This is a genomic window from Chromobacterium sp. CCUG 30098, assembly GCF_059916605.1.
In genome coordinates this window covers 146,507-170,437 of record NZ_JAUCGS010000009.1, presented here as the reverse complement: position 1 = coordinate 170,437, position 23,931 = coordinate 146,507, and the positions used below count along the sequence as shown (strand labels likewise).

At 65.0% G+C, this 23,931-nt stretch carries 24 protein-coding genes; 7 read left to right on the top strand and 17 right to left on the bottom strand.

Annotated features, from left to right (window positions below):
- Positions 1–33: 33 nt before the first annotated feature.
- Positions 34–891, top strand: a complete 858-nt coding sequence (locus tag QUG03_RS19095) for an efflux RND transporter periplasmic adaptor subunit (protein WP_253313649.1) — start codon at positions 34–36, stop codon at positions 889–891.
- 64 nt (positions 892–955) lie between these two features.
- On the opposite strand, the gene ypfJ is transcribed toward QUG03_RS19095, so the two are convergent.
- The 9 genes from ypfJ to QUG03_RS19050 all read right to left on the bottom strand — a co-directional run bounded on the left by ypfJ (position 956) and on the right by QUG03_RS19050 (position 9,377).
- Positions 956–1,807 (bottom strand): KPN_02809 family neutral zinc metallopeptidase, encoded by an 852-nt coding sequence (ypfJ, locus tag QUG03_RS19090; protein WP_500820677.1) that lies wholly within the window; start codon positions 1,805–1,807, stop codon positions 956–958.
- Between the two features lie 149 nt (positions 1,808–1,956).
- Positions 1,957–2,469 (bottom strand): phosphatidylglycerophosphatase A family protein, encoded by a 513-nt coding sequence (locus tag QUG03_RS19085; protein ID WP_107798892.1) that lies wholly within the window; start codon positions 2,467–2,469, stop codon positions 1,957–1,959.
- On the bottom strand, positions 2,453–3,403 hold the full coding sequence (gene thiL, locus QUG03_RS19080) for a thiamine-phosphate kinase (RefSeq protein WP_107798891.1): 951 nt from the start codon (positions 3,401–3,403) through the stop codon (positions 2,453–2,455). Before thiL ends, QUG03_RS19085 begins: the two co-directional genes overlap by 17 nt.
- A gap of 80 nt (positions 3,404–3,483) precedes the next feature.
- Positions 3,484–3,930 carry a transcription antitermination factor NusB gene (gene nusB / locus QUG03_RS19075; protein ID WP_081547192.1) on the bottom strand — a complete coding sequence of 149 codons (447 nt, stop codon included), beginning with the start codon at positions 3,928–3,930 and terminating at the stop codon, positions 3,484–3,486.
- A 64-nt stretch (positions 3,931–3,994) separates the two neighbouring features.
- The gene (gene ribH, locus QUG03_RS19070; protein WP_081547190.1) at positions 3,995–4,465 is read right to left on the bottom strand and encodes a 6,7-dimethyl-8-ribityllumazine synthase; all 471 of its coding nucleotides are present in this window, start codon (positions 4,463–4,465) and stop codon (positions 3,995–3,997) included.
- Positions 4,466–4,544: 79 nt separating this feature from the next.
- On the bottom strand, positions 4,545–5,651 hold the full coding sequence (gene ribBA, locus QUG03_RS19065) for a bifunctional 3,4-dihydroxy-2-butanone-4-phosphate synthase/GTP cyclohydrolase II (protein ID WP_500820676.1): 1,107 nt from the start codon (positions 5,649–5,651) through the stop codon (positions 4,545–4,547).
- A gap of 189 nt (positions 5,652–5,840) precedes the next feature.
- Positions 5,841–6,503 carry a Dph6-related ATP pyrophosphatase gene (locus QUG03_RS19060; protein ID WP_474456833.1) on the bottom strand — a complete coding sequence of 221 codons (663 nt, stop codon included), beginning with the start codon at positions 6,501–6,503 and terminating at the stop codon, positions 5,841–5,843.
- Entirely contained in the window at positions 6,500–7,117 is a 618-nt protein-coding gene (locus tag QUG03_RS19055; RefSeq protein ID WP_107798888.1) for a riboflavin synthase subunit alpha, read from the bottom strand. The genes QUG03_RS19060 and QUG03_RS19055 overlap by 4 nt, the downstream gene beginning before the upstream one ends.
- Before the next feature lie 100 nt (positions 7,118–7,217).
- On the bottom strand, positions 7,218–9,377 hold the full coding sequence (locus QUG03_RS19050; RefSeq protein ID WP_253313645.1) for a TonB-dependent receptor domain-containing protein: 2,160 nt from the start codon (positions 9,375–9,377) through the stop codon (positions 7,218–7,220).
- Between the two features lie 196 nt (positions 9,378–9,573).
- On the opposite strand from QUG03_RS19050, the gene QUG03_RS19045 reads away from it, so the two are divergent.
- The 3 genes from QUG03_RS19045 to QUG03_RS19035 all read left to right on the top strand — a co-directional run bounded on the left by QUG03_RS19045 (position 9,574) and on the right by QUG03_RS19035 (position 12,812).
- Positions 9,574–11,184 (top strand): peptide chain release factor 3, encoded by a 1,611-nt coding sequence (locus tag QUG03_RS19045; RefSeq protein WP_227103300.1) that lies wholly within the window; start codon positions 9,574–9,576, stop codon positions 11,182–11,184.
- A 20-nt stretch (positions 11,185–11,204) separates the two neighbouring features.
- Positions 11,205–12,071 carry a mechanosensitive ion channel domain-containing protein gene (locus QUG03_RS19040; RefSeq protein WP_107798885.1) on the top strand — a complete coding sequence of 289 codons (867 nt, stop codon included), beginning with the start codon at positions 11,205–11,207 and terminating at the stop codon, positions 12,069–12,071.
- A 96-nt stretch (positions 12,072–12,167) separates the two neighbouring features.
- The gene (locus tag QUG03_RS19035) at positions 12,168–12,812 is read left to right on the top strand and encodes a TetR/AcrR family transcriptional regulator (RefSeq protein ID WP_107798884.1); all 645 of its coding nucleotides are present in this window, start codon (positions 12,168–12,170) and stop codon (positions 12,810–12,812) included.
- Positions 12,813–12,885: 73 nt separating this feature from the next.
- On the opposite strand, the gene aroF is transcribed toward QUG03_RS19035, so the two are convergent.
- From aroF to QUG03_RS19005, 6 genes are all read right to left on the bottom strand, one after another.
- Positions 12,886–13,902, bottom strand: coding sequence for a 3-deoxy-7-phosphoheptulonate synthase (gene aroF / locus QUG03_RS19030; RefSeq protein WP_107798883.1), 1,017 nt, complete (start codon positions 13,900–13,902; stop codon positions 12,886–12,888).
- A 22-nt stretch (positions 13,903–13,924) separates the two neighbouring features.
- On the bottom strand, positions 13,925–14,488 hold the full coding sequence (locus QUG03_RS19025; RefSeq protein WP_199225839.1) for a hypothetical protein: 564 nt from the start codon (positions 14,486–14,488) through the stop codon (positions 13,925–13,927).
- Positions 14,489–14,506: 18 nt separating this feature from the next.
- Positions 14,507–15,088, bottom strand: coding sequence for an LOG family protein (locus QUG03_RS19020; RefSeq protein ID WP_500820675.1), 582 nt, complete (start codon positions 15,086–15,088; stop codon positions 14,507–14,509).
- A gap of 81 nt (positions 15,089–15,169) precedes the next feature.
- Positions 15,170–16,243, bottom strand: a complete 1,074-nt coding sequence (gene pheA / locus QUG03_RS19015) for a prephenate dehydratase (RefSeq protein WP_227103307.1) — start codon at positions 16,241–16,243, stop codon at positions 15,170–15,172.
- 395 nt (positions 16,244–16,638) lie between these two features.
- Complete coding sequence (locus tag QUG03_RS19010) at positions 16,639–17,847, bottom strand: MFS transporter (RefSeq protein ID WP_500820674.1); 1,209 nt, start codon at positions 17,845–17,847, stop codon at positions 16,639–16,641.
- Between the two features lie 266 nt (positions 17,848–18,113).
- Positions 18,114–19,568 carry an aminoacyl-histidine dipeptidase gene (locus QUG03_RS19005; RefSeq protein WP_500820673.1) on the bottom strand — a complete coding sequence of 485 codons (1,455 nt, stop codon included), beginning with the start codon at positions 19,566–19,568 and terminating at the stop codon, positions 18,114–18,116.
- A gap of 336 nt (positions 19,569–19,904) precedes the next feature.
- On the opposite strand from QUG03_RS19005, the gene bluB reads away from it, so the two are divergent.
- From bluB to trpC, 3 genes are all read left to right on the top strand, one after another.
- Positions 19,905–20,546: a 5,6-dimethylbenzimidazole synthase gene (bluB, locus tag QUG03_RS19000; RefSeq protein WP_227103314.1), complete on the top strand. Its 642-nt coding sequence runs from the start codon at positions 19,905–19,907 to the stop codon at positions 20,544–20,546.
- A 31-nt stretch (positions 20,547–20,577) separates the two neighbouring features.
- Positions 20,578–21,090, top strand: a complete 513-nt coding sequence (locus tag QUG03_RS18995; protein WP_227103316.1) for a prolyl-tRNA synthetase associated domain-containing protein — start codon at positions 20,578–20,580, stop codon at positions 21,088–21,090.
- 79 nt (positions 21,091–21,169) lie between these two features.
- Positions 21,170–21,976 (top strand): indole-3-glycerol phosphate synthase TrpC, encoded by an 807-nt coding sequence (gene trpC / locus QUG03_RS18990; protein WP_227103318.1) that lies wholly within the window; start codon positions 21,170–21,172, stop codon positions 21,974–21,976.
- An 11-nt stretch (positions 21,977–21,987) separates the two neighbouring features.
- Here trpC and QUG03_RS18985 read toward each other — a convergent pair whose 3' ends face one another.
- Positions 21,988–22,899, bottom strand: coding sequence for a lipase secretion chaperone (locus QUG03_RS18985; RefSeq protein WP_500820672.1), 912 nt, complete (start codon positions 22,897–22,899; stop codon positions 21,988–21,990).
- A complete protein-coding gene (locus tag QUG03_RS18980; protein WP_500820671.1) occupies positions 22,899–23,828 on the bottom strand; it encodes an esterase/lipase family protein in 930 nt (309 codons plus the stop codon). The genes QUG03_RS18985 and QUG03_RS18980 overlap by 1 nt, the downstream gene beginning before the upstream one ends.
- Positions 23,829–23,931 lie beyond the last annotated feature (103 nt).

Sequence of the window (23,931 nt, the reverse complement as noted above, 5' to 3'; positions counted from 1 at the left end):
GGCCCACCCCGAACACCCTTCCGGATAATCAATATGCGAATCAACACACTCATCCGCTACCTGATCACCTTGCTGCTGCTGGCGCTCGCCGTCTGGCTGGGCAAGGCGCTATGGGACCACTACATGCACTCGCCGTGGACCCGCGACGGCCGCGTGCGCGCCGACGTGATCACGCTCTCCGCCGACGTGGCCGGCCTGGTGACCCAGGTAGCGGTCAAGGACAACCAGCCGGTGCGCAAGGGCGACGTGCTCTTCGTCGTCGACCGCAGCCGCTACGCGGCGGCGCTAACCCAGGCCGAGGCCGCGCTGGAGGGGCAGCGCACCGAGAAAAACCGCCGCGGCAAGGAGGCGGCGCGTCGCGACGGCCTGGACAGCGCCGTGGTGTCCGCCGAAAACCGCGAAACCGCGGCCTTCGCCGCCGCCGCGGCCGGCTCCCAATACCAGGCGGCGCTGGCGGCGCGCGATCTGGCCCGGCTCAATCTGGAGCGCACCGTGGTGCGCGCCCCGGTGGACGGCTATGTGACCAATCTCAATGTCCATGCCGGCGACTTCGCCGCCGTCGGCGCGCCCAAGCTGGCGCTGATAGACCGCAACTCCTATCGCGTGGAAGGCTATTTCGAGGAAACCAAGCTGCCGATGCTCAAACCCGGCGCCAAAGTGGAGATCACCCTGCTCAGCGGCGGCCCGACCTTGAGCGGCCGCGTCGCCAGCATCGCCCGCGGCATCACCGACCGCGACGCCGGCACCGGCCGCGAACTGCTGGCCGACGTCAATCCCACTTTCAACTGGGTGCGGCTGGCGCAGCGGGTGCCGGTGCGCATCGAACTGGACGCGCTGCCGGCCGGGCAGCTGCTGGTGGCCGGCACCACCTGCACCGTGGTGGTGCGCTAGCTCCGCGACAAGCATGAAAAATGGGGCCGTTGGCCCCATTTTTCATTTCCCCACTGAGCCGCTGTTACAGCCGCCGCGCGCGGAAGGTATCGCACTGCGCCATGTCGCCGCTGTCGAAGCCGCGGCGGAACCAGCGCACCCGCTGCTCGCCGCTGCCGTGAGTGAAGGAGTCCGGCACCACTTCGCGGCCGGCCGAACGCTGCAAGGCGTCGTCGCCTATCCTGGCCGCGGCGGTCAGCGCCGTTTCCAGATCGCCCGGCTCCAGAATCCTCCTCGCCTGATCGGCGTGATGCCCCCATACCCCGGCCAGGCAATCCGCCTGCAACTCCTGCCGTACCGACAAGGCCTTGGCGCGCCGCTCGTCGCTGCGCGCCATTTCCTCGTCCACCTTGGCGGAAATGCCGAGCTGATGCTGGACATGGTGGCCGACTTCATGCGCGATCACATACGCCTGGGCGAATTCGCCCGGCGCGCCCAACTCTCGGCCCAGGGTCTGGAAGAAAGACAGATCGATGTAGATTTTCTCGTCGCCGGGGCAATAGAAGGGACCGATGGCCGCGTCGCCGCGGCCGCAAGCCGTCGGCGTCGCGCCGGTGAACATCACCAGCTTGGGCGGCCGGTAACGCTCGCCTTGCGCCTGGAGCAAGGGCCGCCACACGTCTTCGGTGTCCGCCAGCATCACGCGGATGAACTTGGCGTCGCGGTCGTCCGGCGCGCTGGCCCTGGCCGGCGCCTGCTGTTCGGCCGCCGGCTCCATCTCGCTGATCAGATTGATCACCGTTATCGGATTGACGTCGAACACCAGCCAGGCCACTAGGCCGATCAAGACCGCGCCGATGCCGAACGCCCCGCCCCCGCCGCGTTCGCCGCGGCGGTCTTCCACATTATCGCTTTCCCGGTTCCCATCCCAACGCATGCCCAATTCCCCCAAGTCCATTCTCGCCCGCTCAGGCCGCTTCGCCGCGGAGCCTTAGAACAAGGACATCAAAAAGTCCCGCATGCTACGCGTTTGACTTGAAACCGGCCAGACCCGCCCGGCGAACGCAGCGGACCCTGAACCCGTTCTTACAGCAGACGCCAAATGCCCCACTGCACCGCCAGCGCGAACAAGGCCGCCAGCAAATCGTCCACCATCACGCCGAAACCGCCGCCCACATGACGGTCCAGCCAGCGGATAGGCCAGGGCTTGAGAATGTCGAAAAAGCGGAACAAGACAAAGGCCAGCAACCAGGCCAAGGGCGTAGCCGGCGCGAAGGCCAGCACCAGCAACATGGCGACGATCTCGTCCCAGACGATGCCGCCGTAATCGTGCACGCCCAGCGCCCGGCCGCTGTAGCCGCAGATCCAGATCCCGGCGATGAACAGCGGCAGGCACAGCGCCGCCAGCGCCAGTCCCTGCACCCCCAGCGCGTTCAGCACAAAGAACAAGGGATAGGCGGCCACCGTGCCCCAGGTGCCGGGCGCCTTGCGCGCCAGGCCGCTGCCGAAGCCGAAGGCCAGGAAATGGGCGGGATGGCTCAGGACGAAGCGCCAGTCCGGCTGCAGTTTCAGGGTTTCGGTCTCATTTGAAATGGTCATAGCCGGTGCTTTCCAGTTGAATGATGTTGCCCTCGCCGTCCAGCAGGCTGACGCCCTGGCCGGCAACGATGCGGCCGATGCGGCTGAGACGGCAGCCCGCCGTCGCGGCGCAGGCCTCGATCTGCGCCCGGCGCTCGGCCGGCGCGGTGAATACCAGTTCGTAATCGTCGCCGCCCGCGGCCAGGCAATCCAGCCATTGCCCGCGCGCGGCCTCCGCCAGCGGGTGGGACGGCAAGGCCTCGGCCCAGACTTCCGCGCCCACCCGGGAGGCGGCGGCGATATGGCCGAGATCCGACAGCAGGCCGTCGGACACGTCGGCGGCGGCGTGCGCCAAGGGCAGCAAAGCCCGCCCCAGGGCAATGCGCGGCTCCGGGTATTCCAGCTTGCGCCAGGCCGCCTCGCGCAAACCGTCCGGCAAGGGCGCGAGCTTGCCCAGCCGGCTGCGCACCGCCATCGCGCCCAGACCCAGCTCGCCGCTGACCCAGACATCGTCGCCCGCGCGGGCGGCGGCGCGGCGCAGCGCCTGACCGCCCGGCGTCTCCCCGCCCACGGTCACCGACAGCGTCAAGGGGCCGCGCGTGGTGTCGCCGCCTATCACGTCAACGCCGTAACGCTCCGCCAATGCGAAGAACCCTTGGGAAAACCCGGCGGCCCAGGCCTCGTCCATCGCCGGCAAGGCCAGCGACAGCACCACCCAGCGCGGCGCGGCGCCCATTGCCGCCATATCGGACAAGTTCACCGCCAGCGTCTTATGGCCCAAGGCCTCCGGCGCGACGTCGGCGAAGAAATGCCGCCCTTCCACCAGCATGTCCACCGAGACATGCAGATCGCAGCCCGGCGTCGGCCGCAGGATGGCGGCGTCGTCGCCGACGCCCAGGACCGCGCCGCCGGCCGGCCGCGTGAAATAACGGCGGATCAATTCAAATTCATTCATCACGATCTTTCTGCCCGGCCGATATGAAAACACCCGCGGCAGCGGGTGTGTTCTGGTCTGACGGCGCCGGCGACAAGGCCTTAGTTCTGACGACGCGCCTTCTGCGACGCCACTTCGTCGGCGCGCACTTCGGCGGCCAGCTTGTCCAGCACGCCGTTGACGAACTTATGACCGTCGGTGCCGCCGAAGGTCTTGGTGATTTCAATGGCTTCGTTGATGATCACCGGATACGGGGTTTCCGGATGCTGGGTCAGTTCCAGCGCGGCCATCAACAGCACGGCGCGCTCCACCGGGCTGACTTCGTCTTCGGCGCGTTCGTAATAGTGGCCGATCTGCTTGGACAGCGCGCCCACGTCTTTCAGCACGCCGTACAGGATTTCGCGGAACAGGGCTTCATCGGCCTTGGCGAAGTATTCATTCTCGCGCAGATGCTTTTCGATCAGGGAGGCCGGACGATCCGGGTTCAGCTCCCATTCGTAAATGCCTTGGATGGCAAATTCGCGGGCGCGGCGGCGAGCGGTTTTCATAGAGGTTCCTTGTAAAGAGCGGTGAGCCGGGCACGCCCGGCTCCGGTATCTTGGCGGGAGCCGATCAGCCGCGCTGAATGCGCTTGCGCAGATTCGCCATCTCCACCGCCACGGCAGCGGCCTCGCGGCCTTTGACTTCCATGCGCACTTCGGCCTGCTCGTCGGTTTCGGTGGTCAGAATCGCGTTGGCGATCGGGATGTCGAAGTCCAGGCCGACGCGGGTCACGCCCGCGCCGGATTCGTTCGACACCAGTTCGAAATGGTAGGTTTCGCCGCGGATCACCGCTCCCAGCGCCACCAGCGCGTCGAAGCGGCCGCTCTTGGCCATGGTCTGCAACACCAGCGGCGCTTCCAGCGCGCCCGGCACCGTGGCCAGGGTCACGTCCTCGGCGGCCACGCCCAGCCGGGCCAACTCGCCCAAGCAGGCGTCGCGCAAGCCTTCGCAAACCGGGGTGTTGAAACGCGACATCACAACGCCGATTTTCAGGCCCTTGCCCGTCAGATCGGGTTCTATACGCTGGATAGCTTGAAGCATCTTGTTCCTCGCGGCGGAATCACTACGGAAAACCGGAGATTCTACCTCAATCCCCGGGCCTTAGCCATTGCGCAGCCGCTCATTCTTCATCCACGTGGAAGGCGCTCGGCTGGCAAAAGCCGGTCACTTCCAGATCGAAGCCGGTCATAGACGGCAGGCTGACCGGAGCGGTCATCAGCTTCATCTTGCCCACGCCCAGCGCCTTGAGCATTTGCGCGCCGATGCCGAAGGTCTTGCTGTCCCAACGCTGCTTCTGCTGCTCCTGGCCCAGCGCGCGCTGCGCCAGCGCCTCGCCGGTTTCGTCGCGATACAAGAGCACCACCACGCCGTGACCGGCCTCCTCGATCATTTCCAAGGCATTGGGCACAGTCCAGGAGTGCTGACTGCACAAGGGCGCCAGCACGTCGATCACCGACAAGGGCTCGTGCACGCGCACCAGGGTTTCGCGCTGCGCCTGGATCTCGCCCTTGACCAGGGCCAGATGGGTGGCGCGGGTGGTGATGTCGCGGAACACGTGCAGCTCGAATGCGCCGAACGGCGTATCCACCGGCCGCTGGCCCACTTTTTCCACCAGCGATTCGGTGCGGCTGCGGTACTGGATCAGGTCGGCGATGGTGCCCACCTTCAAACCGTGCTCGCCGGCGAACTCCACCAGCTCCGGCAAGCGCGCCATGGTGCCGTCGTCATTCATGATTTCGCAGATCACGCCGGCCGGCTCCAGGCCGGCCAGCATCGCCAGATCGCAACCGGCCTCGGTGTGGCCGGCGCGGATCAGCACGCCGCCTTTTTGCGCTTTCAGCGGGAAGATGTGGCCCGGCTGCACCAGGTCCGCCGGCTTGGCCAGCCGCGCCACCGCGGCCTGCACGGTGCAAGCGCGGTCCGCGGCGGAAATGCCGGTGGTCACGCCTTCGGCAGCTTCGATGGACACGGTGAAGTTGGTGCTGTACGGAGTGCCGTTATTGCTGACCATCAGCGGCAGGTTCAATTGCTGGCAACGCTCCTCGGTCAAGGTCAGACAGATCAGCCCGCGGCCGTGCTTGGCCATAAAGTTGATCGCCTCCGGGGTGACGAACTCTGCCGCCATCACCAGATCGCCTTCGTTCTCGCGGTCTTCGGCGTCCACCAGCACTACCATCTTGCCGGCCTTGATGTCGGCGATAACGTCCTGAATCGGGGAAATAGTCATACCGTCTTCCTTCGTAAGCACTTGTTTTTGGCGCGGGCCGCCGCCCGCCTGAATTCGTTATCAGTACCTGTTCAAAGTCTCGCGGGCCAAGGCGAAAACAACTGAAGAGCGCATACGGCGCATCGGCATTCTGCAGCGCTACTCGCCGTGCCGCGCCCTCGCGAAGCGCAACAGACTTTGAACCGCTTCTCAGCCGGGCAACAGGTCCAGGCTGACATAATCTCCATGGCGATGGATGTCGCCGTCGCGCAAACGCAAGGGCCGCGCGAACAAGGGCCCGTCCGTCGCCAATGTGTGAAACTCGCCGGCCTCGGCGCAAGGGTCCAAACCTTCCGCCAACATCCGGTCCACCACCTCGCGGCTCAACTCGCGACCCAGCCACTCTTCGCTCGCCAGCCGGGTGTTCACCACCACGATGCGGGCTTGGAAGCCCGCGTCGATGAATTCGCGCACCAGCTCGGCGCGCGGCTGCTGCCACAGCGGCAGCCAAGCTTGCAGGCCGGCGGCGGCGCAAACCTTCTCCTCCCACTCGCGATGGGCGTCCAGATCGATGTCGCCGAACACCGCGGCCTCGCAGCCGTCGGCGCGCGCCTCCTCCAGCCGGGCGATGAACTCGGCCTCATAACCGTCCCAGCTCGCGCGGCCCACCCGCAAGGGCAGGCCCAGCGCCGCGGCTTGCAGCGCCAGCACTTCCGGACGCACCCCATGCGAGCGCGAGCGCCGGCCATCCTCGTCCATCATGGTCAGCAAGGCCTGCGGGCTGGCGCCGGCGCTCACCGCGCGCCACAAGGCCAGGCAAGAGTCCTTGCCGCCGCTCCAGGAGGCCAGCACGCGCCGGCCGGCTCTGTTCACTCAGCGGCTCCGCGCTGGGCCAGCACCCGCTCCACCGTTTCCACGATGGCCTGGGTTTGCGGGTCCACTTCGATATTGATCAGATCGCCCACTTTGCGCGACTTGATGATGGTGCGCTCCAGGGTTTCCGGAATCAGATGCACGCAGAAACGGTTGTCCGTCACCTCGCCTATGGTCAGGCTGATGCCGTCAATACCGATATAGCCCTTGGCGAACACGTATTTGATGTGTTCCGCCGGCAATTCGAACCAAACGGTGCGATTATTGGGCAGATCGATCACTCGGGACACCTTGGCCAGGCACAAGATATGGCCGGACATCGCGTGGCCGCCGATTTCATCGCCGAAACGCGCGGCGCGCTCGATATTGACCAGATCGCCCGCTTGAAGCAGGCCAAGATTGGTGACGCGCAGGGTTTCGCGCATCAGGTCGAAGGAAACTTGATCGCCGTTGATGGCGGTGACGGTAAGGCAGCAGCCGTTGTGGGCCACCGAGGCGCCCAGTTCCAGACCGGGCAACAGCGCGTCGGGCAAGCGCAGCGTATGAGTGCGGAAGTCCTGCTTCTCCGTGATGGCGATCACTTCCGCCACCCCTTGGACGATACCGGTAAACACGAAGACGCTCCTTTGCTAGGGATTCGGAGCGCCATTGTAACGCAAGGAGGGGCGCGCGGCCCCTCCTGGTCTTAAATCGGACTCAAGCTTTTTCCCGGCATTAGAAACGCCAGGACACGCTGGTGCGGATTGCGCGTCCCATGCCCTCGGCGCCCTCGGTCAGATAGGGCTCGTATTGGACATTGAACAGATTGTCCACCGCCAAGCGCGCCTCAAAGCCCTTGAGACTGCCCTTGGGCTGCCAGCCCAGAGACAGGCCGAACAGCGAATAGCCGTGCTGCGCCGGATAGGCGTAGGGCGAGTCGACCAAGACACGGTCCTGCTTGCGCACGAACTTGCCCTGCCCGCTCAGGGACAGGCCGATCTTGTTCCAGCGATAGCCGAGATTGGCCACCGCCTTGCGCGGCGGAATATTGGTGATGGGCTCGTCCTTGCCCCATGGGTCCATCAGGCTATGGTTGCGCTCGCCCTTGGTGGATGACAGGGACAGGCTGCCGAACCAGCCTCCGGCCTGATAACGCCCTTCCAATTCGAAGCCCTGGATCACGTAGCCGGGCATATTGCGATAGAAACCGATCACCGGCGGCAAGGGCGCGCCCGGCGCGTCTCCCCGGTTTGGCCCCAGGCGCTGCGCGATGTCGTTTTTGACGGTTTGGCGATACCAGGTCACCGCCGCCGACAGATTGTCCCCGGACGTCAACACATTGCCGCGCTCGTACTCCAGGCCCAGCTTGACCGCGTTCAGCGTTTCCGGCCGCAGCTGGCGGCTGCTTGCCGTCGTGCTGCCCAAAGTCTGGGTATCGTACATTTCGTCCACCGACGGCGCCCGCCAGGTGCGGGTATAGCCCGCATCCAGCGTCCAGCCCGGGCGGAAGTTCCAACGCGCGCCCAGCCGCGGCGACCAACCGGAATAAGCCAGACCGCTGTAATCATGCCCCTTGGCCGGATCGTTATACGCGGAAGCCAGATTTTCCCGCCCCTGTATCCACACATGGTCGTAGCGCAGCGACGGGGTCAGCGTCAGGCTGTCCAAGGGCTGCCATTGATGCACCCAGTAGGCGGATCGCACGGTTTCTTCGCCCGGCGGCTGGTAGCGCGGATTCAAATAGCCGTAGTTGTAAGCCGGATCCTTCACCTTGTCCGGGCGATAGAACAAGGCGTCCAGCGTTTTGTGCGCCCAGCTGACTCCCATCGTGACTTCCTGACGCGCCCAGCCGGAACCAAAGCGGGCGGTATTGCGCAGCTCCAGACGCCGGTCGCGCTGAGTCACCCAGCTCTCGTTCCCGAACAAGGAGGAAAAAGCGTAGATGCTGGCCGTCGGCGGCCGGGTATCGTGCTGGTAACGCCGCGACTGGGCGTAACTCAGCTGCAGATCCAGCCACGGCGAATCGCTGACAAAAGTCCAGTCCGCGCTCACCGTCTCGTTTTGCTGTTCGCGCCACACGCTCTGACGCAACCAAGCGCCTTCCCAGCCGTACTTCTTGATATCGGCCGCGCTTGGCGCGGGAATATCGCCGCGCTTGGCCGCCCACGGCGTGCGCCGCTCCTCCTCCTGGCTCACCCAGCCCAGGCGCAGCCTGTGGCCGGGCGCCGGGCGCCAAGCCAGTTTCAGCATGCCGCCCTCCAGATCGTTGCCGGAAAACATCGTGCTGGAGCCGTCGCCCTTCTTGCCGTCCCCGGCGCGCGAGCGCGTCACATAGGCCAGGATGTCGGCCTTGCTGCCCGGACCGCCGGCGTAGGCGGCCAGCGACTGGCCGAACTGATTGCCGTTGTCCTGATACATCAGCTTGGCGAAGCCGCCCACCGATTTGCCCGGCTGCAGCAACTCCGCCACGGTCTTGGTTTCCGCCTTGACCACGGCGCCAAACGCGCCGTTGCCGTAAAACGGAGAATGCCCCCCCTTCATCACTTCCACCGAGCCCAATAATTCCGGATCGATGAAAGACGTCCCCTGCTGGTATTTGTCGAAGCCTTGCGGCGCGCCGTCCAGGGACACTTGCACATGCTCGACCGACTCGAAGCCCCAGACATTGATGGTCTGGCCTCCGGGGCGCTGCGAACCGCCGGCGTTGACGCCGGGCAGAGCGTCCAGCACTTCGGCCAGCGAACGGGCTTGCGGCCGCTCGATTTCTTCGCGGTCCAGCTTATTGCTGCCCACCCGCGCCTGCGGACCGTCGGCGGTAACGTGGACGGTGTCCAGGCGCGCCGGCGCCTCGGCGGCCCAGACGCCGGGCGCGGCCAGGCAAGCCAGGCTGAGCACGAGCGCCTTGGGGCGGAAACGCGGCGGATTTTGAGCGGGGGAAATGGAATCGGGGCAAGACGAGAAAAGGTAGCAGCCAGGCATCACGGTTTTGTTATATTAATGATAATCATTCTCAATATTAACATAAAACTTCCACCTTAAGGCAAGTCCGGTAAAATAGCCGGCTTTATCGAATTCCAATACAAGCATCCCCATGTCCGCCGAACTCGCCCGCATCGCCGAAGAAGTGTCCCACCGCCGCACCTTCGCCATCATTTCCCACCCTGACGCCGGCAAGACCACGCTGACCGAAAAGCTGCTGCTGTTCTCCGGCGCCATCCAGATGGCCGGCACCGTCAAGGGCAAGAAAGGCGGCAAGTTCGCCACCTCCGACTGGATGGAGATCGAGAAGCAGCGCGGCATCTCGGTGGCGTCCTCGGTGATGCAGTTCGAATACCGCGACCACACCGTCAACCTGCTGGACACCCCGGGCCACCAGGACTTCTCCGAAGACACCTACCGCGTGCTGACGGCGGTGGACAGCGCCCTGATGGTGATAGACGCGGCCAAGGGCGTGGAGGAGCAGACCATCAAGCTGCTGAACGTCTGCCGCCTGCGCAGCACGCCCATCGTCACCTTCATGAACAAATACGACCGCGAGGTGCGCGACAGCCTGGAGCTGCTGGACGAGGTGGAAAACGTGCTGAAGATCCGCTGCGCGCCCATCACCTGGCCCATCGGCATGGGCAAGGCTTTCCGCGGCGTCTACAGCCTGTTGAACGATGAAGTCATCCTGTTCGAACCGGGCGCGGAAAAACTGATCACCGACGTGGAAGTGATCAAGGGCATAGACAATCCCCGCCTGGATCAGCTGTTCCCGCTGGAAATGGAACAACTGCGCATGGAGATCGAGCTGGTCAAGGGCGCGTCCAACGAGTGGAATCTGGACCAGTTCCTGGCCGGCGAACTGACGCCGGTGTTCTTCGGCTCCGCCATCAACAACTTCGGCGTGCGCGAAATCCTGGACGCGCTGATCAACTGGGCGCCGGCGCCGCAGCTGCGGGACGCCACCGTGCGCGATGTCGCGCCCACCGAAGGCAAATTCTCCGGCTTCGTGTTCAAGATCCAGGCCAATATGGATCCCAAGCACCGCGACCGCATCGCCTTCCTGCGCGTGTGTTCCGGCCAGTTCGAGCGCGGCATGAAGATGAAGCATCTGCGCCTGAACCGCGACATCGCCGCCTCCAGCGTAGTGACCTTCATGTCTCACGACCGCGAGATCGTGGAAGAAGCGTTTGCCGGCGACATCATCGGCATCCCCAACCACGGCAATATCCAGATCGGCGACAGCTTCTCCGAAGGCGAGGAACTGACCTTTACCGGCATTCCCTTCTTCGCGCCGGAACTGTTTCGCGGCGTGCGCATCAAAAACCCTTTGAAGCTGAAACAGTTGCAGAAAGGCTTGCAGCAACTGGGCGAGGAAGGCGCGGTGCAAGTATTCAAGCCGCACAGCGGCGGCGACCTGATTCTGGGCGCGGTGGGCGTGCTGCAGTTTGAAGTGGTGGCCTCGCGCCTGGCCGCCGAATACGGCGTGGACGCGATGTTCGAATCCGCCAGCATCTGGTCCGCGCGCTGGTTCAGCTGCGAGGACCGCAAGAAGCTGGACGAATTCGTCAAGGCGCTGCAGATCAACATCGCCACCGACGCCGGCGGCAACCTCGCCTACCTGGCCCCCAACCGCGTCAACCTGCAACTGACCCAGGAACGCTGGCCGGACATCGTATTCCACGAAACCCGCGAACACGCGGTCAAACTCAACGACTGAAGCTGAAACCGACGCCCGACATGGAGCCCAAGGCCACCCTATTCGACTTGATAAGCTATCTGCGCGACAACTATTCGCACGAGATAGCGCGCTCGCTGATCCTGATCGCCGCCCTGCTGATCATCCGCCTGGTGATGGACCGGCTGCTGGCGGCCAACAACAGCATAGCGATCGAGTCGAAACGGCGCTGGTCGGTGAACACCCGCAACATCCTGTTCATCTCCGGCCTGGCGGGCATCGGCCTGATCTGGGCCAGCGAGCTGCAAACCATCGCGGTGTCGATGCTGGCCTTCGCCGCCGCGCTGATCCTGGCCACCAAGGAACTGATCATGTGCCTGTCCGGCGGCCTGGTGCGCCAGACCTCCAACAGCTACAGCCTGGGCGACCACATCGAAGTGGGCGCGGTGCGCGGCCGGGTGGTGGACATCGGCCTGCTGTCCACCACGGTGATGGAGATCGGACCCAATCACAGCTCGCACCAGATGACCGGGCGCGCGCTGACCTTCCCCAACAGCCTGCTGCTGTCCACGCCGGTGATCCGCGAAAACTATATGGGCGACTATGTGATGCACATCGTCAACGTGCCCATGGCCTACACCGTGCCGCCCATCCGCGCCGAACGCCTCTTGATGGCGGCGGCGGAAGAATCCTGCCAACCCCACCTGGAAGTGGCGCGTCAGCACATGGAAGACATGGCCAAACGCAATCTGGTGGACATCCCGTCGGTGGAGCCGCGCATCGCCTTGCAGCCGGTGGATGAAAAACGCTATCAGTTGATCTTGCGCATCGCCATTCCGGCCCGAGACCGGCATCGTATCGAACAAACCATCCTGCACAGTTTTCTGGCGCAATGCTTTCCGGAGCAGAACGACGCCGCCCTGGCCTGAAGCGAAGGCGTATCGCGCGCAAATAATTAGAGCAAGAACTCCAAATTTGCGTTAGAATGGCGCATCGCGAATGTCATTGAACAGCCCAAGCGCATCATGAGCAAAAACAGAATCAAAACCTACGACCGCATCATCCAGGAGAGCCTCAAGCTGTTCAACGAACAGGGCGAGCGCAGCATCACCACCAATCACATCGCCGCGCATCTGGGCATCAGTCCGGGCAATCTGTACTACCACTTCCGCAACAAGGAAGAAATCGTCTACCAGATCTTCCTGATGTACCGCGAGTTCATCAACCAGCGTCTGGCGGTGCCGGAAAACCGCGAAATGACGGTGGACGATCTGGTCAACTACCTGGACACCGCCTTCCTGGCGATGTGGCAGTTCCGCTTCATGTTCTACGACCTGCCGGGCATGCTGGCGCGCAACCCTCAGATGCAGTCGGAGTACCACCAGTTCGTCAACACCGAGCTGAAAAACATCCTGGCCGAGCACTTTCGCGAATTCATCCGCCTGGGCCTGCTGGAAATGGACGAGGAAGACATCGAACCGGTCAGCATCAATATCTGGCTGGTGGTGAAGTTCTGGTTCGCCTTTGAACAGACCGCGCGCCCCAAGGCGCCGATCACCGAGGAATCCGGCCACCGCGGCGTGCTGCAGGTGCTGGCCCTGCTCAAGCCCTATGTGCAGGATCAGTATATGGGCGCCTTCCAGGCGCTGTGCGAGCGCCACAAAGTGTGACGCCCCGCCTCCGCGAAAAGAGCAAAGCCGCGTAATCGCGGCTTTTTTCATGCGTCGGCGCTTCTAAAGCGGATTACAGGCTACGCCCCAAGGCCGCCGCCAAGGGCCGCAATTCCGCCATCAGGGCGGCCAAACCGTCCGGCGTCAAGGCCTGATCGGCCTCGCACAAGGCGGCTTCCGGCTGCGGATGCATGTCCAGCAGCAAGCCGTCCGCGCCGGCGGCCAGGGCCGCCTTGGCCAGAGCGGGCACCAGCCAGGCTTTGCCGGCGGCGTGGCTGGGATCGACGATCACCGGCAAATGGGTCTCGCGCTTGAGCAGGGGGATCGCGCTGACGTCCAGCGTGGCGCGGTAGGCCGGCTCGAAGCTGCGAATGCCGCGCTCGCAGAACACAATGTTGTGGTTGCCGCCGGCGGCGATGTATTCGGCCGCCATCAGCCAGTCACCCAAGGTCGCGGCGACGCCGCGCTTGAGGATGACCGGTTTGTTCAAACGTCCCACTTCCTTCAACAACTCCACGTTCTGCATGCTGCGCGAGCCGATCTGGATGATGTCCACGCCCTGCTCCAGAAACACATCCAGCATGCGCACATCGGCCAATTCGGACACCACCGGCAAACCTTCGGCGCGGCCGGCGGCGATCAACTGCTCGATGCCCTCCACGCCCAAGCCCTGGAAACCGTAAGGGCTGGGATGCTGCTTGAACACCCCGCCGTGCAGCAGCCGGCAGCCGGCGGCCCGCGCCGCGGTCGCGGCCTGAGCGATTTGCGACGCCGACTCCACGGCCGACGGACCGGCGATCACCTGCAAGGCCTCGCCGCCGAAAGCCAGGCCTCGCGCCTGCACCACGCTGTTCTGCGGATGGGTTTCCCGCGACACGATGCGGTATTCCCGCACCACTCGCATCGCCCGCTCCACGCCAGGCATGGATTCAAACATTTCCGGCGACAGGCTGCGCTCGTCGCCCACCGCGCCGATGATGGTGCGTTCCGCGCCGCGCGACACATGCTCGCTGAGTCCCGCTCCGCGGATCTTGGCCACCACGGCCGCCACTTCGCTTTCCGGCGCCTGCCGGTTCATGATGATGATCATCCGCTACCCCGTTCAAAACCCTTCATCGCCGCCAGCGCCGGGCCAAACGCCGCCCCAGCCGCGACCAGAACGACGGACGCTGCGCGCCACGCCGGAAAAAGCCGGCCAGCGCATGCGCCAGCCGCCACGGCGCCGAAGCATGCAAGCGTTCGAAAATGCGCCCGCGCCAGTAAACGAAGCCATTATACAGCCGCAGGAACCAGGCCACCCGCATCAGCGCCGGCCGGGTCAGCGCAAACAGCCGCGCCGCCAGCGCGGTGCCGCCCAGCTTGGCCAGCAGAATGATCAGCAAGCCCAGCAGCGCGTGGCCGCGTCCGATCAGGAACAGCGCCGCCAGCTTGACCGGCAGCAGCAAGGCGGCCGGCAACGCGAACATCGCCAAGGCCGCCCACGGCGGCAAGGCGGCGATGCGCCGCTCCAGCGCCGCCAGCGGCGGCCAGGTCGCCAAGCGTCCCAGCGCCGCGGACAACTCGTCCCAGGCGTATTCCTCGAACAGGATGATCAAGGCCGCCAGCAAGGCCGGCGGCCAGGTCAACACCCGTTTCAGCCGGCGCCAGCCCAGCGCCGCCGTTTCCCTTGCGCGCATCTCGGTTTCAGCGCCGGCTCAGGCCTTGGCCAGGTCCAGCCACTTGGCCACCTCTTGCGGCCGGTAGGCGCGCATCTCCGTCAGCAGCGTGGGCAGGTCCTCGCCGATGCGGAACAGGTCCATATTGCCGGGACGGGCGAAGCCTTCGACCACCGCGTGCTCCATCATCCGGTGCAAGGGCTGGTAATAGCCGGCGGCGTCGAGCAGGCCTACCGGCTTGCCGTGCAAGGACAGCTGGCCCCAGGTCAGGATCTCGAACAATTCGTCGAAGGTGCCGAAGCCGCCCGGCAAGGCGATGAAGCCGTCGGACAACTCCGCCATCAGCGCCTTGCGCTGATGCATGGTTTCGGTGACATGAATCTCCGTCAGGCCGGTATGTGCCACTTCCTTGGCCTTGAGAAACTCCGGAATCACGCCGACGACCTTGCCGCCGGCCGCCAGCGCGGCGTCCGCCGCCACGCCCATCAGGCCGACCTTGCCGGCGCCGTAAACCAGGGTCACGCCCTGCTCGGCCAAGGTGCGGCCAAAATCGCGCGCGGCCGCTTCGTATTCGGGCTTGGCGCCCTTATTGGAGCCGCAAAACAGACAGATGGCTTTCATTTTTATTTTTCCCCTATTGAAACATCAGCGTCAAAAACACAACGGGCCGCTGCGCGGCCCGCTTGCATCCCCCTCCGGCGCTCAAAGCACCGCGAGCGGATAAGAACCCAATACCTTGACGAAGGAAGTGCACTCGGCGAGGCCGGCCAAGGCCTGGCGCACATTGGCGTCGTCTCTATGCCCCTCCATATCGATGAAGAACACATAGTCCCACAGCCCGGCGCGCGAAGGCCGCGACTCGAACTTGCTCATGGACACGCCATTGCCGGCGATGGGCGCCAGCAGATGGTGCACCGCGCCCGGGCGGTTGGGCGCGGACACCACGACCGAAGTCTTGTCCTGACCGGTCACGCCCACGTCCTGCAGCCCCAGCACCAGGAAACGAGTGGTGTTGTTGGGCTCGTCCTCGATATTGGACGCCAGCTTCAGCAAGGCGTAGCGCTCGGCCGCGGCCTGACCGGCGATCGCCGCCGCGCCCTCGTCTTCGGCCGCCAGCCGCGCCGCTTCGGCGTTGCTGGCCACCGACACCCGCTCCACCGCCTCCGGCAGATTCTTGTTCAGCCACTCGTGACACTGCGCCAGCGCCTGGGCGTGGGCGTACACGCGGCGGATGCCGTCCAGGCCTTCCACCTTGCGCAGCAAATGGTGATGGATGCGCAGCACCACTTCGCCGCAAATCTTCAGCGGGCTGGTCACCATCAGGTCCAGCGTACGGCCCACCGCGCCTTCGGTGGAGTTTTCCACCGGCGCCACCACGTAATCCAGGCCGCGCGACTCCACCAGGCGGAAGGCCTCGTCGATCGAGCTACAGGCCACGGTGCGCGCCGCGTGGCCGAAATGCTTGAGCGTGGCCAGCTGGCTGAACGTGCCTTCCGGCCCCAGATAGGCGATGGACAAGGGCTTTTCCAGCGCCAGGCATTCGGACATCACCTCGCGGAACAAGCGCGCCACCGACTCGCCCGGCAAGGGGCCGGGATTCAGTTCTTTGACGCGGCGCAGCACCTGCGCCTCGCGCTCGGGCCGATAAATGATGCCGCCGCCCTTGATCTCGCCGATTTCGCGCGCATGGGTGGCGCGCTGGTTCAGCAGATTGAGGATTTCCACATCGATGTTGTCGATGGCGTCGCGGTGCTGTTTAAGTAAATGTTCCGACACGGCTTCCAGTCTTTCTCTATTGCACACATCCTGTGAAGACGCGCCGCCCGGCTTAGCCGCGAGCGCGTCTCTAAACACTCAGTTTCCGCGAGATAGGCCAGGCTCGCAAGCCTTTGTCGCGAGAAAACCCAAGAGACCGGCCCGCGCTTAGAACGTGTTTACGATCTTGCGAGCTAGAGCGAGACAAGGCGAAAACGACGGAGAAAGCGGAGTGCGCCGGCATTCCAAAGACGCTCTCAACACCGTATCGCCGAAACGCCGCGGACCTTGAACCGTTTCCTAGCCAAAGCAGGTCCACACCCGGTTGGCCAGATCCACCACGAAATCCGCGCGCAGATACATCCCGGTCAGCCAGGCCAGCAGCAAGACCGCGCCGATGGAAAACAGCCAGGTTCTCACGCATCCTCCTTGGCGAAACTGGCCGACGGGGTTTCCCGCACCGGCAGATTGGCGGCGGCGGCCAGCAAGCCCAGCGCTATCGCCAGCATCCACACCAGATCGTAGTTGCCGAGCAGATCGTAAAGCGCCCCGCCCAGCCACACCCCCAGAAAGCTGCCCACCTGATGCGAGAAAAACACCGCGCCGGACAGCATGCCCAAGTGACGCACGCCAAACATGCCGGCGATCACCCCATTGGTCAGCGGCACCGTGGACAGCCACAGAAAGCCCATCGCCGCGGCGAACACCGCCACCGAAACGCCGCTGAGCGGCAGCAGAAGGAAGGCCGCGATCACCACGCTGCGCGCCAGGTAAATAAAACTGAGCAGGCCGGGCTTGGACCAGCGGCTGCCCAGTTCGCCAAAAGCCATGGTGCCGAAGATGTTGAACAGGCCGATCAAGGCCAGCGCCAGGCTGGCGACGCCGCCGCCCAGGCCGTGGTCGCGCAGATAGGCCGGCAGATGCACGCCGATGAACACCACCTGGAAGCCGCAGACGAAATAACCGGCCATCAAGAGGCGGAAGCCGCGCTCCGCCCAGGCGGCGGCGAAGGTATCGGCCATGCTGCGCAACAAATGCGCGCTCGCAGCGCTTTGCGCCGGCCGGTCCTCGCGCGCCAGCCAGCCGGACAAGGGCAGCATCAAGGCCGCGCAGCCGGCCAGAATCAGCAAGGCCGGCAACCAGCCCAGGCCGTCGATCAAGCCCTGCTCCACCGGAATCATCGCGAACTGGCCGAAAGAGCCCGCCGCCGCAACGATGCCCATCGCCCGCGAGCGATAGGCCGGCGGCACGCTGCGCGCCACCACGCCGAAAATCACGCTGTAGGTGACACAGGACAAGGCCAGACCGAGCAGCACGCCGGCCGACAGCGAAAACAGCAAGGGCGTGCCGGACACCGTCATCAAAGCCAGGCCGGCGACGTAAAACAAGGCGCCGCCCAGCAACACCTTGCCGGAGCCGTGCCTATCCGCCAGCGCGCCGGCGAAGGGCTGCGCCAGGCCCCAGACCAGGTTTTGCAGGCCCAGCGCGAAGGCGAAGGCTTCCCGGCTCCAGCCGAAGGCCTGAGTCATCGGCGGCATGAAAAAGCCGAAGCCATGGCGTATGCCCATGGCCAGCGACACGATCAGGCCGCCGGTCAGCAATAATCGCTTGATGGAATCGTTCATCGCTTGTCTCCATGCGAAAGATGAGCCTGTTCAAAATCTCGCGCACCAGGGCGAGGCAAGGCCTTGCGGCTGAAAAAGCGAGGAGCGGGTTTTCAACGCCCCTTTACCATCCGTCTCGCGCTACGCGGCGGACTTTGAACAAGGACTAACAGCGGCGCGGCTGTCGTGATCAGTTGTGATCATAGGGCAAAACCAGGACGGCAAAAACAAAACCGGCCAGCGCTGGCGCCGGCCGGTGTTCGCTTCAAACCGTCAAGGACCGCGATTTAGCGCGCGGGCACCGCGGCCAGCACCGCCTTCAGCAAATGCCAGGCCTTGCCCACCGACTCCACTTCCACGCGCTCGCCCGGCGCGTGCGCGCCGCGGATATTGGGGCCGAAGGACACCATGTCCATGCCCGGATACTTGGAGCCCAGGATGCCGCACTCCAGGCCGGCGTGGATCACCTGCACCTGGGCCTCGCCGCCGAACTCGCTGGCGTAGACTTGCTGGAACAGGGCCAGCAGCTTGGATTGCGGATTAGGCGCCCAGCCCGGGTAGCCGCCTTCCATGTCCACCTGGCAGCCGGCCAGCAGGAACAGGCTTTCCACTTCGCGCGCCAGCATCCAGGTGCCGGAATCCAGCAAGGAGCGCACCATCAGGTTGGCGAACAGCTTGCCGTCCTCCAGCACCACCACGCCCAGATTGTTGGAAGTTTCCACCACGCCCTCAACGCGCTGGCTCATGCGCTTGACGCCATGCGGCGCCGCGTGCAGCGCGGCGAAGATGGCGCCTTGGTCGGCGCGCGCCAGCACCTTGTCCAGCTCAATCCGCTCCTGCACCACGGTGACGCCTTCGTCGACGCCGGCCAGTTCGAAACGCAGCAGGCTTTGGAAGGCGTCCAGCTTGGCCGCCACCTTGGCCGCGTCGGCGGCCGGGAAGGCCACGGCGGCGAAAGCCTCGCGCGACAAGGCATTGCGCGCGGTGCCGCCCTTGAACGAGGCCACGCGCAGATCGGTTTCCGCTTCCAGTTCGCGAATCAGGCGGATCAGAATCTTGTTGGCGTTGCCGCGTCCCAGGTGGATGTCGGCGCCGGAATGGCCACCGCGCAGCCCCTTGATCACCAGGCTGGCGGCCTGGTAACCGGTGGGCAGCGTCTCGCTCGCGTAGCCGCGGCTGACATTGACGTCCACGCCGCCGGCGCAGCCCATATAGAACTCGCCCCACTCCTCGGTATCGATATTGATCAGGTACTGGCCTTGCAGCAGGCCGGTGCCCAGACCCAGCGCGCCGCCCATGCCGGCTTCCTCGTCCAGCGTCAAGAGCACCTCGATCGGACCGTGCGGCACCTCCTCGCTATTGAGCACCGCCATGCCCAGCGCCACGCCTATGCCGTTGTCGGCGCCCAGCGTGGTGTTTTCCGCCACCAGCCAGCCGTCTTGCAGCGTCGGGCGGATCGGGTCTTTGAAGAAGTCGTGCTCGGTGCCGGTGTTCGCCTGGCACACCATGTCCAGATGGCCTTGCAGCACCACGCCGACGCGGTTTTCGTAGCCCGGGGTCGCCGGCTTGCGAATAATCAGGTTGCCCACCTCGTCCACCACGGTGTCCAGGCCGCGCAGTTCCGCCCAGCCTTTCAGGTAGTCGCGCAATTGCTGCTCATGCTTGGACGGACGCGGGATTTCACACAGGGTCTGGAAGTGCTCCCAGACGACTTTGGGTTCTAGTTCTGCAATTCGGGTCACGGAAAGTCCTCTAAATCATCAAGATGCGATAGCGGTTCGGGCTATGGCCGAACGCGCCGCGCCAGGCGCGGCGACGTTGGAATTCAGACTGTCCACTTTATCACGCCCGCATGCGCCGCGTCATGTGGGAAACTCATGCCAAAAGCGTCTAATCCGCTGAATCGCTTGACCGAAGTCATGAGTCCGCCTGCAAGCGCCGCCATGCTATTTGCCAGCTGTGACAAAGCCGCTATCCTCCGACACTGAATAATCCCCGCATCTGTTTGTCAGAGCCTGTTCAAAGGCTGGCGAGCTGGAGCGCCGCAGACTTGAACAGCATCTAAAGAAAGGCCCGCCATGCACCGTTACCCCGATCAAGACATCGCCGCCATTTACCGGGTGATAGAGCAGCGGCGCGATATGCGCCATTTTCTGCCGGACCCGGTGGACCCGGCGCTGCTGCGCCGCCTCTTGGAAGCCGCCCACCACGCGCCCAGCGTCGGCTATATGCAGCCGTGGCGCTTCATCCGCATCGCGGACCGCGGCCTGCGCGAAAAAATAGGCGCGCTGGTGGACGCGGAGCGCTTGCGCACCGCGGATCAACTGGGCGAGCGCCAGGCGGAATTCCTGCGCCTGAAAGTGGAAGGCATCCGCGACTGCGGCGAGGTGCTGGTGGCCGCCCTGATGGACGGCCGCGAACGCCATGTGTTCGGCCGCCGCACCTTGCCGGAGATGGATCTGGCCTCGGTGGCCTGCGCCATCCAGAACCTGTGGCTGGCGGCGCGCGCCGAAGGCCTGGGCATGGGCTGGGTGTCACTGTTCGACCCCGTCGCGCTCTCCGCGCTGCTGGGCATGCCGGAAGGCGCCAAGCCCATCGCCGTGCTCTGCCTCGGCCATGTCGCCGAGTTCTACGCCCAACCGATGCTGGAACAGGAAAAGTGGGCCAGCCGCCAGCCGCTGGAGCAATTGGTGTTCGAAGACCGCTGGCGCGACCATTGAGCCCCCCACGTCGCCATGCTAGCCTGAGGCGATGGAACACGCTCTGTACGACTTTCTCGATCAGCACCAGATCCGCCATCAGCGCTTCGACCACCCGCCGGTCTATACCTGCGAAGAAGCCGCGCGCCTGACGCCGGGCCTGCCCGGCGCGGAATGCAAAAACCTGTTTCTGTGCGACGCCAAGGGCCGCCAGCACGTGTTGCTGGCGGTGCCGGCCGACGCCGGCGTCGACATCAAGGCCCTGGGCGAGCAACTGGAGCTCAAAGGCCTGCGCTTCGCCTCGCCGGAGCGCCTGCAGCGCTATCTGGGCCTGACCCCGGGCGCGGTGACGCTATTGGCCGCCTTCAACGACCGCGACCGCCAGGTCGCCATCGTCGTCGATCAGGACTTGAGCCACCGGGACGCCATCCTCTGCCACCCCCTGGTCAATACCAGCACGCTGGCGCTGCCGATGGCTGAGCTGATGCGCTTCCTGGACCTGACCGGCCACGCGCCGCGCATCGTCGAGGTGCCGCGCCGGCAGAAGCAAGCCAGCCGGCCCTGAGCGCCGCGGCTTGTCAAGGCCACGGCAGTTCCTGCATGATGGTCGTTTCTTTCGATTCGCCCGGATTGCAGACCCAAGCATGTCAGACATACTCAACACCATCATCGCCACCAAGCGTGAAGAAATCGCCGCCGCCTTGCGCCAGCAATCGCTGAGCGCGGTCCGCGCCGCCGCGGAAGCGCGCAGCGGCGATCGTCGCGATTTTGTCGCCGCGCTGCGCGCCAAACACGCGCTGGGCCAGGCCGCGGTCATCGCCGAGATCAAAAAAGCCAGCCCGAGCAAGGGCGTGATCCGCGAGGACTTCCGTCCGGCCGACATCGCCGCCAGCTACGCCGAACACGGCGCGGCCTGCCTGTCGGTGCTGACCGACCGCCAGTATTTCCAGGGCGACGCCGCCTATCTGCAGGCCGCCCGCGCCGCCTGCCGGCTGCCGGTACTGCGCAAGGACTTCATCGTCGACCCCTACCAGGTATACGAAGCCCGCGCGATGGGGGCCGATTGCATTCTGCTGATCGCCGCCGCGCTGGAACTGCCGCTGATGCGCGAACTGGAGGCCTTGGCGATGGAACTGGGCATGGCGGTGCTGGCCGAGGTGCACGACGCCGAGGAACTGGAACAGGCGCTGCAACTCCAAACCGAGCTGATCGGCGTCAACAACCGCAATCTGCGCAGCTTCGAAGTCAGCCTGGCCACCACGCTGAAGCTGCTGCCGCAAATCGAGAACGGCCGCATCGCCATCACCGAAAGCGGCATCGCCACCGTCGACGACGTGAGGCTGATGCGCAGCCACGAGGTGCACACCTTCCTGGTGGGCGAAGCCTTCATGCGCGAAAAAGAGCCGGGAGAAGGACTCTCCCGGCTGTTTCGAAACCCGACGGACCGCTAAAACATTGCCGGCTATTGCGGCGGGAGGAAAGCGTCCAGCCGCAATTGCTCCTGCGCATTGAAGCGTTGCGCGCGCAAGGCGGTCAGCGCCTGCTGTCTTTGCGCGGCGTCCAGACCAGGCGCCGCCCGCAAGCGCTGCGCCTCCCGTCGGTAGCCGTCTATGCGCGCCTGCCACTGAGCCTGTTCGCGGTCCAGCTGCGACAAACGGTCGGCGGCGGCCTGCCCCACCATGCCGGCGCGCAAGGCGTACAACTCCTGCTCGCCGCCGCCCTTCTTCCTCAGAGCCGCCTCCGCCTCCGCCAGCGCCAGATGCTTGACCGGCTCCTGCCGCGCCGCGCGCAGCTCGGCCGGCAAAGCCGCCTCCAAGGCCTTGAGCCTAGCCGCCTTCTGCTCCGCGCTCAAACCGGCGTCGGCGGCGATGCGCAGCCGCTGGACGGTGAAGTCGTCGTAAACGTCCTCATCGCCAAACAAGCCCGCCACCTCGCTTGCGGACAAGAATTGCAGACGCAACGCCCTCATCCGCTGTAAACCCTCGGCCACGTTTCCCGCCGCCAGCTTGGTCTCGCTCAAGGCTCGCCGATAGGCGACGTAACGGTCGAACAAGGCCAAAGCCTGCCCCAAGGCCGCGGCGCCCAATTGCGATTGCAAGGCCTGCTGCACCGCCTTGCGCACCGCCGGCAAGTCCCTCTCCCCCAGCGTCGCCAACTGGTAATCGAACAAGCGCCGCAGCTCCGCGTCCACTCTCAGCGCCCCGCTCGCCTCCACGCGCGCTTGGCCATCCGCCTGGGTGCCGCGCAAGGACGGCGCCGCCGCCGGCGCGGCGACTCCGGTTTGCGCCGCCGCGTCGTCGGCTCCGGACACGCACAGCCAGCCCAGCGCGGCCAGCAGCAGCGCGCAGCCCCACCCCATCCAGGCCCGCAACATCACAGGCCCGTGTTCTTCAGGCGATTGGCCTGCTGCCGGTACAAGCTCACCGGGCTGACCTCGAACAGGCTGACCAGACCAAAGCTCTGATTGATCTCGTTGACGTGGTTCATCCGGTAGTTATCGCGGATCACCTGACCCAGATGCGCGGAGCAGGCGCTGACCAGGCCATCGGTGGGCGTGGAGCCGAAGGCCAAGCCCAGCACGCCCATCGGCACCGACAGCGGATCCAGCACATTGGTGACGGTGGCCGAACCGGTCCATGAATAGTAGCGGATGCCGTTGACCTGATAATCGCCCTCGCCGCAAGCGCTGGTCGGCACCCCTTGCGGGAATTTGGCGCTGAAGGCGGAGGCTCCCGCCGTGGTCAGGGAATCCAACGCGCCCACCGGATATTGCGGCTGCCCGGTGGTGCCGGCGAAGAACTGCATCACCGCGGTCAAGGCCTTGGCCACCGCGGACGCCACCGCCTCGGACACCGATCCCGGAGGCGCGACGCCGCGCACGATGTCGGCCACCGCCGACCCCTTGTTGACCCCGCCCACCGAAGTGACCGAAGCCACCAGGTCCGGCCGCACCCCGGCCACGTAGCGCGCCGTGGGCACGCCCTGGCTATGGCCGATCAGATTGACCTTGGCGGCGCCGGTGATGGCGATGATTTTTTGCACCTGCTGCAGCAACTGCTCGCCGCGCGCCTCATTGCTGTTCAGCGCAGACACCTCAGCCACGAACACCTGCGCGCCGTCGGCGCGCAAGGCCGCCGGCACTTGATAAAAATAATCCACTCCCAACAACTGACCGAAACCGAACAAGCCATGCACCAGCACGATGGGGTAGCGCGTCTGGGTATAGCCGCCGGCGGCGTGGGCGGCGGACAGGGGCAACAGCAGGCCCAGACACAGCAATGCTCCGTGTAACAACTTCTTCATGGTGTTTCTCCTCTAGTTGATCAATGCGGGCTGAGTATTTGCTCTTATTTGCATGCCCAAGATTGGTAATAGGAGAAAGCGGTCCAAAACACCAGAATTATTC

What these genes read in the sequence shown, in the direction of transcription:
- QUG03_RS19095 (WP_253313649.1), top strand. Translation starts at nt 34, where the DNA reads ATGCGAATCAACACACTCATCCGCTACCTGATCACCTTGCTGCTGCTG.
- QUG03_RS19085 (WP_107798892.1), bottom strand. Translation starts at nt 2,469, where the DNA reads ATGACCATTTCAAATGAGACCGAAACCCTGAAACTGCAGCCGGACTGG.
- nusB (WP_081547192.1), bottom strand. Translation starts at nt 3,930, where the DNA reads ATGAAAACCGCTCGCCGCCGCGCCCGCGAATTTGCCATCCAAGGCATT.
- QUG03_RS18980 (WP_500820671.1), bottom strand. Translation starts at nt 23,828, where the DNA reads ATGAAGAAGTTGTTACACGGAGCATTGCTGTGTCTGGGCCTGCTGTTG.
- QUG03_RS19040 (WP_107798885.1), top strand. Translation starts at nt 11,205, where the DNA reads ATGGAGCCCAAGGCCACCCTATTCGACTTGATAAGCTATCTGCGCGAC.
- ribBA (WP_500820676.1), bottom strand. Translation starts at nt 5,651, where the DNA reads ATGACTATTTCCCCGATTCAGGACGTTATCGCCGACATCAAGGCCGGC.
- QUG03_RS19035 (WP_107798884.1), top strand. Translation starts at nt 12,168, where the DNA reads ATGAGCAAAAACAGAATCAAAACCTACGACCGCATCATCCAGGAGAGC.
- QUG03_RS19025 (WP_199225839.1), bottom strand. Translation starts at nt 14,488, where the DNA reads ATGCGCGCAAGGGAAACGGCGGCGCTGGGCTGGCGCCGGCTGAAACGG.
- aroF (WP_107798883.1), bottom strand. Translation starts at nt 13,902, where the DNA reads ATGATCATCATCATGAACCGGCAGGCGCCGGAAAGCGAAGTGGCGGCC.
- ribH (WP_081547190.1), bottom strand. Translation starts at nt 4,465, where the DNA reads ATGCTTCAAGCTATCCAGCGTATAGAACCCGATCTGACGGGCAAGGGC.
- QUG03_RS19020 (WP_500820675.1), bottom strand. Translation starts at nt 15,088, where the DNA reads ATGAAAGCCATCTGTCTGTTTTGCGGCTCCAATAAGGGCGCCAAGCCC.
- bluB (WP_227103314.1), top strand. Translation starts at nt 19,905, where the DNA reads ATGCACCGTTACCCCGATCAAGACATCGCCGCCATTTACCGGGTGATA.
- QUG03_RS19045 (WP_227103300.1), top strand. Translation starts at nt 9,574, where the DNA reads ATGTCCGCCGAACTCGCCCGCATCGCCGAAGAAGTGTCCCACCGCCGC.
- QUG03_RS18995 (WP_227103316.1), top strand. Translation starts at nt 20,578, where the DNA reads ATGGAACACGCTCTGTACGACTTTCTCGATCAGCACCAGATCCGCCAT.
- thiL (WP_107798891.1), bottom strand. Translation starts at nt 3,403, where the DNA reads ATGAATGAATTTGAATTGATCCGCCGTTATTTCACGCGGCCGGCCGGC.
- QUG03_RS18985 (WP_500820672.1), bottom strand. Translation starts at nt 22,899, where the DNA reads ATGTTGCGGGCCTGGATGGGGTGGGGCTGCGCGCTGCTGCTGGCCGCG.
- ypfJ (WP_500820677.1), bottom strand. Translation starts at nt 1,807, where the DNA reads ATGCGTTGGGATGGGAACCGGGAAAGCGATAATGTGGAAGACCGCCGC.
- trpC (WP_227103318.1), top strand. Translation starts at nt 21,170, where the DNA reads ATGTCAGACATACTCAACACCATCATCGCCACCAAGCGTGAAGAAATC.
- QUG03_RS19010 (WP_500820674.1), bottom strand. Translation starts at nt 17,847, where the DNA reads ATGAACGATTCCATCAAGCGATTATTGCTGACCGGCGGCCTGATCGTG.